Origin of the sequence: Xanthobacter autotrophicus (genome assembly GCF_030015065.1) — a bacterium.
GTDB classification, from domain to species: Bacteria; Pseudomonadota; Alphaproteobacteria; order Rhizobiales; family Xanthobacteraceae; genus Xanthobacter; species Xanthobacter autotrophicus_D.
The window spans coordinates 1-7,586 of sequence record NZ_JAIVFN010000159.1; the positions used below are offsets into that span (position 1 = coordinate 1).

9 protein-coding genes and 1 pseudogene are annotated in these 7,586 nt (G+C 66.1%); 6 read left to right on the forward strand and 4 right to left on the reverse strand.

Features of this window, described 5'->3' with window-relative positions; genetic code table 11:
* The first annotated feature begins 155 nt into the window (after positions 1 to 155).
* Both K9U40_RS20900 and K9U40_RS20905 read left to right on the forward strand, forming a co-directional pair.
* The gene (locus tag K9U40_RS20900) at positions 156 to 1,043 is read left to right on the forward strand and encodes a carbohydrate ABC transporter permease (RefSeq protein WP_282892046.1); all 888 of its coding nucleotides are present in this window, start codon (positions 156 to 158) and stop codon (positions 1,041 to 1,043) included.
* Positions 1,044 to 1,214: 171 nt separating this feature from the next.
* A complete protein-coding gene (locus K9U40_RS20905; protein WP_282892047.1) occupies positions 1,215 to 1,718 on the forward strand; it encodes a TIGR00645 family protein in 504 nt (167 codons plus the stop codon).
* Positions 1,719 to 1,821: 103 nt separating this feature from the next.
* Here the strand turns inward: K9U40_RS20905 and K9U40_RS20910 are convergent, their stop codons facing one another.
* A complete protein-coding gene (locus K9U40_RS20910) occupies positions 1,822 to 2,697 on the reverse strand; it encodes an MBL fold metallo-hydrolase (protein ID WP_282892048.1) in 876 nt (291 codons plus the stop codon).
* A gap of 72 nt (positions 2,698 to 2,769) precedes the next feature.
* Between K9U40_RS20910 and K9U40_RS20915 the strand changes: the two genes are divergently transcribed.
* From K9U40_RS20915 to ppdK, 3 genes are all read left to right on the forward strand, one after another.
* Positions 2,770 to 3,096 (forward strand): hypothetical protein, encoded by a 327-nt coding sequence (locus tag K9U40_RS20915; RefSeq protein ID WP_282892049.1) that lies wholly within the window; start codon positions 2,770 to 2,772, stop codon positions 3,094 to 3,096.
* A 12-nt stretch (positions 3,097 to 3,108) separates the two neighbouring features.
* A complete protein-coding gene (locus K9U40_RS20920) occupies positions 3,109 to 3,249 on the forward strand; it encodes a DUF3096 domain-containing protein (protein WP_282892050.1) in 141 nt (46 codons plus the stop codon).
* A 111-nt stretch (positions 3,250 to 3,360) separates the two neighbouring features.
* Entirely contained in the window at positions 3,361 to 6,021 is a 2,661-nt protein-coding gene (ppdK, locus tag K9U40_RS20925) for a pyruvate, phosphate dikinase (protein ID WP_282892051.1), read from the forward strand.
* A gap of 70 nt (positions 6,022 to 6,091) precedes the next feature.
* Here ppdK and K9U40_RS20930 read toward each other — a convergent pair whose 3' ends face one another.
* Positions 6,092 to 6,292, reverse strand: coding sequence for a hypothetical protein (locus K9U40_RS20930; RefSeq protein ID WP_282892052.1), 201 nt, complete (start codon positions 6,290 to 6,292; stop codon positions 6,092 to 6,094).
* 34 nt (positions 6,293 to 6,326) lie between these two features.
* Here K9U40_RS20930 and K9U40_RS20935 point away from each other — a divergent pair, with 34 nt between their 5' ends.
* On the forward strand, positions 6,327 to 6,578 hold the full coding sequence (locus K9U40_RS20935) for a GlsB/YeaQ/YmgE family stress response membrane protein (protein ID WP_282892054.1): 252 nt from the start codon (positions 6,327 to 6,329) through the stop codon (positions 6,576 to 6,578).
* Positions 6,579 to 6,623: 45 nt separating this feature from the next.
* On the opposite strand, the gene K9U40_RS20940 is transcribed toward K9U40_RS20935, so the two are convergent.
* Complete coding sequence (locus K9U40_RS20940) at positions 6,624 to 7,397, reverse strand: fumarylacetoacetate hydrolase family protein (RefSeq protein ID WP_282892053.1); 774 nt, start codon at positions 7,395 to 7,397, stop codon at positions 6,624 to 6,626.
* Between the two features lie 69 nt (positions 7,398 to 7,466).
* Positions 7,467 to 7,586: pseudogene (locus tag K9U40_RS20945) on the reverse strand (succinate--CoA ligase subunit alpha); the annotation flags it as partial.

Here is a 7,586-nt window from a genome sequence, read left to right on the forward strand (position 1 = left end):
CTGCAGTCTCGTGGGCGCGGAGATGTGTATAAGAGCCAGGCCCTCCCCCGTCCGAACGCGGCTGCTGCCGAGTTCGGACCCTTGAAACCGAAGCCGGAAACATCCGGCTTCGGACGGGAGAGGAAGAAGAGCACCCGCGCTCCGAGGACAACGCCATGACCCACGCTTCCGACCAGATGACCGACCATTCCACGGGCATGAGCTATCTCAACAGCCTGCCCCGGCAGATCGTCACGGTCATCCTGCCGCTGCTGCTGTTCGTGTTCGTGCTGCTGTTTCCATTCTACTGGATGGCGATCACGGCGATCAAACCGAACTTCCAGCTCACCGACTACAACAACTACTCGCCCCTGTGGGTGGTGGAGCCGACGCTGGAGCACATCAAGTACCTGCTGTTCGAGACCTCGTATCCGCACTGGCTGTGGAACACGATCTACATCTCGGTGGCAGCCACCTTCATCTCTCTGGTGACCTCGGTGTTCGCGGCCTATGCCATCGAGCGGCTGCGCTTCAAGGGCTCGCGCTGGGTGGGTCTCGGCATCTTCCTCGCCTATCTGGTACCGCCGTCCATCCTGTTCATCCCGCTCGCCATCATGGTGTTCGGGATGGGCATCTACGACACCAAGCTCGCCCTCATCCTCACCTACCCGACCTTCCTCGTGCCGTTCTCCACCTGGCTGCTGATGGGCTATTTCCGCTCCATCCCGTTCGAGCTGGAGGAATGCGCGCTGGTGGACGGGGCCTCGCGCTGGCAGATCCTCATCAAGGTGCTGCTGCCGCTCTCGGTGCCGGGCCTCATCTCGGCGGGTATCTTCTCCTTCACCCTGTCGTGGAACGAGTTCATCTACGCGCTCACCTTCATCCAGTCGTCCGAGAACAAGACCGTGCCGGTGGGCGTGCTCACCGAGCTGGTGCGCTCGGACGTGTATGAGTGGGGCTCGCTGATGGCCGGCGCGCTCATCGGCTCCCTGCCGGTGGTGATCCTCTACTCCTTCTTCGTGGACTATTACGTCTCCTCCATGACCGGCGCGGTGAAGGAGTAAGGCCTCGCGCGGGGCCGGCATACCGGCGAGCGACGATCCGGGCGGGCGAGGCTTCCCCTGCGAAGCTTTGCCCGCTTGCCCTTCGGCCCCGACCGTGGCACCCCTTTGCGCCTTCGCTGCGGCGCATCACGTTGCGGCAGGCAGCTGGCGGGCGGAACGGAGGGGCAGAGGATGCTGGAACGTGCGATCGAGTCGGTGCTGTTCCGCAGCCGCTGGATCATGGCGCCGTTCTATCTCGGCCTCGTCGTGTCCCTGCTGGTGCTGCTGTTCAAGTTCGGCAGCGAGGTGGTGCATTTCGTGACGCACGCCATGGCGGCAACGGAAAGCGACACCATCCTCGGCATTCTCGCCTTGGTGGACCTGACGCTCACCGGCAACCTGGTGCTGATCGTCATCTTCTCGGGCTACGAGAATTTCGTGTCCAAGATTGATCCCGAAGGCCACCCCGACTGGCCGGAATGGATGACGCGGGTGGATTTCACCGGCCTCAAGCAGAAGCTGCTCGCCTCCATCGTCGCCATTTCCGCGATCCAGCTGCTCAAGGCCTTCATGAATCTCGACAAGGGCCACATGAGCGAGAGCACGCTCATGTGGCTCGTCATCATCCATGTCGTATTCGTGGCCTCGAGCCTGCTGCTGGCTTGGTCCGACAAGCTTTCCAACAACAAGCATTAGGACGCGATCCGATCAGATTGATTCAAGCTGATCGGGTAACACGTTCTCTTGTCTTGAGTTTAGGGACGGAAATCACAGGGGGCGCGGGCTTCGGCGCGCCTCCCTACCGCCCCGGCAGCACCAGCAAAGTCGGCACCTTGGGCAGCATCTGCCGCCCCAGCATGACGCTCGGCGCGTCGGAGCGCTCCACCCACCAGTCCCTGCCGAGCCGTGACAGGAAGCGCTCCAGCCCCCATTGGCTGAAATAGTGCATGGGGATGACGAGCGGCGCATTGATCGCCTTCAGCGTCTCCACCATCCCCTCGATGTCGAGGGTGTAGGAGCCGTCCACGGGCGCCAGAACCACGTCGATGCGCCCCAACGCCTCCAGATGATCCGGCGTAAGCAGGTGGTGCAGGTGGCCGAGATGGGCGATGCACAGGCCCGCCACCTCGAACACGAAGATGGAATTGCCGTCATACTCGGTGCCCGGCCCCCGCCGGATGTTGGTGGGCACGTTGCGGATCCACACATCCTCGAGGGTCAGTTCATGCCGCGCCGCGCCGCCCTCCGGGCTCCAGCCGCGCAACACGTACTCGATCCCGGCCTCGGGCACCTCGGTGTAATGGGTGTCGTGGGCATGGTTCATGGTGACCACGCGCGGCACCAGCGGCGGCCGGATATAGTCGTTGTAGTCGGTGACGATGGTCACGCCGGCAGGACTTTCGATGAGAAAGCTCGCATGGCCCAGAAAGGTCAGCCGGACGAGACCCGCGGCTTCCGCGAGCCGCAGCCCGCCGCCCTCCAGCGCCGCAAGCCGCACGGGCGCGCGATCGGCCACCATGCGGGGGCACTTCTCCGGCTGCGCCGCGGCAAGGCCCGGAGCGAGGACCAGGGCCGCGAGGGCGGCAAGGATTGCGCGCCAGAGTGACTTTGGCCGCAGATTGTGCGTCGCAGCAAGATTGAGGCAGTCCAACCGGGGGCGGGCAAAGGCATCCATGGCGCCTCTCTCGGAATCGGAGCCTCACATGGGGTCCCGTCAACGCGCGGCGCAGGACCGGGGCCTGAGGCGATGGCAAAGCTGAATACCTTCAGCTTTCGTCAGTTACCGCGCCTGCGCAATGGCGCCCGCCGTAACGGCAGCGTGAGTTCCGCCGGGTTGATGCGCCTGCGTGCCGGCACATCCATGGCGGCACTGTTCATCCCGGCAGGTTTTTTGGACGCGGACACACCCTTCCTGCATGAAGATGAAGGGCGATTCCCCGCTTTGCAGGCCGCTGGACCGCGCCCCCCGCAAACCGCTCATTCTCTGGCGACCGATGCGCCGATCGGCCTGCGGCAGGCCAATGGGCGCACGTTCTCGCATTCACACGGGACAAATATAAATCACGCAGCCTGAGGAAATCTCACAATGTCTTTCAACCTCGTCATCATTCAGCCTTGGGTCGCCCTGGCGGCCGGCGTGCTCATCCTTGCCTTTCCGCGCCTTCTCAACGTTCTGGTGGCGGTCTACCTGATCATCGTGGGCCTGACCGGGCTTGCCGGCCACTGAGGCATCACAAGGGGCAAGCGGGGGCTGCGGCGATGGCCCCTGTTGATGCTTTGTGCGCTGCACGCTAAGCATCTGCCCATTCCGCACATCCCAGCTACAGGGATCAGCCATATGACGAAATGGGTCTACACCTTCGGCGACGGGAAGGCCGAGGGCAAAGCCGACATGAAGAACCTGCTCGGCGGCAAGGGCGCAAACCTCGCCGAGATGTCCAATCTCGGCCTGCCAGTCCCTCCCGGGTTCACCATCCCCACCGAGGTGTGCACCTATTATTACGCACACGGCGAGACCTACCCCGCCGAGCTGAAGGGCGACGTGGAAGCCGCCCTCGCCCAGGTCGGCCAGCTCACCGGCAAGTCGTTCGGCGATGCGGCCAACCCGCTCCTGGTCTCGGTGCGCTCCGGCGCCCGCGCCTCCATGCCGGGCATGATGGACACGGTGCTGAATCTCGGCCTCAACGACGAGACCGTCGAGGCCGTCGCGAAGCTCGCCGACGACCGGCGCTTCGCCTATGACAGCTACCGCCGCTTCATCACCATGTATTCCGACGTGGTGCTGGGCGTCAGCCATCACCATTTCGAGGAGATCCTGGAGCACTACAAGCTCCAGAAGGGCTTCAACCTCGACACCGAGCTGTCCGCCGACGACTGGGCGGCCCTCGTGGTCAAGTACAAGGAGAAGGTCGCCGCCGAGCTCGGCAAGCCCTTCCCGCAGGACCCGCACGAGCAGCTCTGGGGCGCCATCGGCGCCGTGTTCGGCTCCTGGATGAACGCCCGAGCCATCACCTACCGCCGCCTGCACTCGATTCCCGAGAGCTGGGGCACCGCGGTGAACGTGCAGTCCATGGTGTTCGGCAACATGGGCGAGACCTCGGCCACGGGCGTCGCCTTCACCCGCAACCCCTCCACCGGCGAGAACGCGCTCTACGGCGAGTTCCTGGTGAACGCCCAGGGCGAGGACGTGGTGGCGGGCATCCGCACCCCGCAGGACCTGACCGAGAAGGCCCGCAAGGCCGCCGGCTCGGACAAGCCCTCCATGGAGCTGGCCCTGCCCGAGGCCTTCAAGGAGTTCGAGCGCATCTCCCACGTGCTCGAAAACCACTACCGCGACATGCAGGACCTCGAGTTCACGGTGGAGAAGGGCAAGCTCTGGATGCTCCAGACGCGCTCCGGCAAGCGCACCGCGAAGGCCGCCCTGCGCATCGCCGTGGAGCTGGCCGCCGAGGGCCTCATCACCGAGGAGGAGGCGGTCGGCCGTGTCGATCCCGCCGCCCTCGACCAGCTGCTGCACCCCGCCATCGACCCCAAGGCCGAGCGCAAGGTGATCGCCACCGGCCTGCCGGCCTCCCCCGGCGCGGCTGCGGGCACCATCGTGTTCTCCGCCGACGAGGCGGAAGCGGCCAAGGAAAAGGGCCTCAAGGTCATCCTGGTGCGCGTGGAGACGAGCCCTGAGGACATCCACGGCATGCATGCCGCCCAGGGCATTCTCACGGCGCGCGGCGGCATGACCTCCCACGCCGCCGTGGTGGCGCGCGGCATGGGCAAGCCCTGCGTCTCCGGCGCCGGATCGCTGCGCATCGACTCGGCCGCCCAGACCCTGACCGTGAACGGCCAGACCTTCAAGAAGGGCGACCACATCACCATCGACGGCGGCACCGGTCAGGTGCTCGCCGGCGAGGTCCCCATGCTCCAGCCGGAGCTGTCGGGCGAGTTCGCCACCCTGATGGGCTGGGCCGACAAGGTGCGCAAGCTGAAGGTGCGCGCCAATGCCGAGACCCCGGCCGACGCCCGCATGGCCCGCTCGTTCGGCGCCGAGGGCATCGGCCTGTGCCGCACCGAGCACATGTTCTTCGATGCCGGCCGCATCCTGGCCGTCCGCGAGATGATCCTCTCGGACGACGAGGCCGGCCGCCGCGCGGCGCTGGCCAAGCTCCTGCCCATGCAGCGGGCCGACTTCCTCGAGCTGTTCGAGATCATGAAGGGCCTGCCCGTCACCATCCGCCTGCTCGACCCGCCGCTGCACGAGTTCCTCCCCCACACGGCGGAGGAGACCGAGGAAGTGGCCAAGAGCCTCGGCGTGGACGTGGAGCGCATCGAGCGGCGCAACAAGGAGCTGCACGAAGTGAACCCGATGCTCGGGTTCCGCGGCTGCCGCATCGCCATCGCCTTCCCCGAGATCGCCGAGATGCAGGCCCGCGCCATCTTCGAGGCGGCCGTGCTCGCCGCCAAGAAGACCGGCGAAGCGGTGGTCCCGGAGATCATGGTGCCGCTGATCGCCACCAAGGCCGAGTTCGACATCGTGGACGCCGTCATCCGCAAGACCGCCGAGGCGGTGGAGAAGGAGACCGGCGAGAAGCTCACCTTCCAGGTGGGCACCATGATCGAGCTGCCGCGCGCCGCGCTGCGGGCCGAGGAGATCGCCAAGGGCGCCGAATTCTTCTCCTTCGGCACCAACGACCTCACCCAGACCACCTTCGGCGTCTCGCGCGACGATGCGGGCACCTTCCTCGGCCCCTACGTGCAGAAGGGCATCATCGAGGTGGATCCCTTCGTCTCCATCGACGTGGACGGCGTGGGCGAGCTGGTGAAGCTCGGCGTCGAGCGCGGCCGCAAGTCGCGTCCCGACATCAAGCTCGGCATCTGCGGCGAGCATGGCGGCGATCCCGCCTCGGTGGCCTTCTGCCACGAGGTGGGGCTCAACTACGTGTCCTGCTCGCCCTTCCGCGTGCCCATCGCCCGCCTCGCGGCGGCGCAGGCGGCGCTGAAGAAGTAAGGCGGAGGCGGAGCCGTTCCGCCACCGCCCTGCCCCGCGCAAAGCGGTCCAGGTCTAGAGCGCGATCCGATCAGATTGAATCAATCTGATCGGTGAATCGCCCTCTGAGTTCAAGAAAGAGAACGCGTTGCCCGATCAGCTTGCGATGCAAGCTGATCGGCGCGTGCTCTAGAGGCCGTCCGGGCATAATGCCCCGGACGGCCTCTTTTTTGGCGCCGACCGCGCGCAATGCCGGAACCACTTGCGCCGGCAGCCGTTTCTTGAGCGTCACCCGCTACGGTGACGCCAACGGTTCGAGGCACATCATGCAAGACGCACAGATCGGCTGGATTGCCGCCATCATCATCGGCGGCTTCGCCGGATGGATCGCATCGAGTGTCATGAAGAGCGACACCGGCCTCTTCACGAACATCATTCTCGGCATCATCGGTGCCGCCATCGCCAGCTTTCTCTTTGGCCTCCTGGGCGTAAGCTTCGGCGGGTGGCTGGGCTATCTCGTCGCCGGGGTGGTCGGCGCGTGCATCCTCATCGGCGGCGCGCGGGCGATCCGGACATAGCCCGCGGACGGCAGGCGCGGGCAGGCGGGAGGCCGCCCGCCCCACTCACTGCACGAAGGTGTTGCGCAGCGTGCCGATGCCCTCGATCTCGATGGCGATGTCGTTGGACGGCTCCTTCATGGTGCCCACCCCCAGCGAGGTGCCGCAGGCGATGAGGTCGCCGGGGTTCAGCGTCATGTCCTGCGACAGCAGCGCAACGAGGCGCGCGGGCGGGAAGATCATGTCGGCCAGCGGATAATTCTGCCGCTCCGCGCCATTCAGGATGGTCCGCACATGGGCCGCCGCCGGATCGAACTCGGTGACGATCCAGGGGCCGAACGGCCCGTAGCCGTCTAGCCCCTTGGCCCGCGCCCACTGGGGGAAGGTGGGATCGCGGTTGAGGATGTCGGCGGCGGTGATGTCGTTGACCACCGTGTAGCCGAAGATATGGGCGGCAGCCTCGTCCTCGGACACGTTGGAACAGGTTTTGCCGATGACGATGCCCAGCTCCCCCTCATACACCGTCTTGCCGGAATAGGCCGCCGGCCGGCGCACGATGGCGCCGGGAGCGGCGACCGAGGTCACCGCCTTGAGCAGATAGAGCGGCTCGGCCGGCTCGGCCACGTTCAGCTTGGCCGCCAGCTGGTGGAAATTATTCCACAGGGCGACGATCTTGGTGGGGGCGCAGGGTGCCTCCAGCGTCACCTCGGCAAGCGGGATGCGCGCGCCCGTGGGGCTGGCGCCGGAGAACATGCATCCATCATGGATTGCGATCGCGTCACCCTCCAGCGTGCCGATGCCGGTGCTGCCGTTGGCGCGGAAGCGCAGCCAGGTGGTCATGGGTGTTTCCTCTTGAATTGGTGCGGCAAAACGTGCGCGCCCGGTTGGTGGGCTCCCAGCCTCAGTCGCTCAGCCCTTGAGCACCTCGACGAGGGTCTTGCCGAGGCGGGCCGGGGACGGCGACACGCGGATGCCCGCCGCCTCCATGGCCGCGATCTTGTCCTCGGCGCCGCCCTTGCCGCCGGAGAT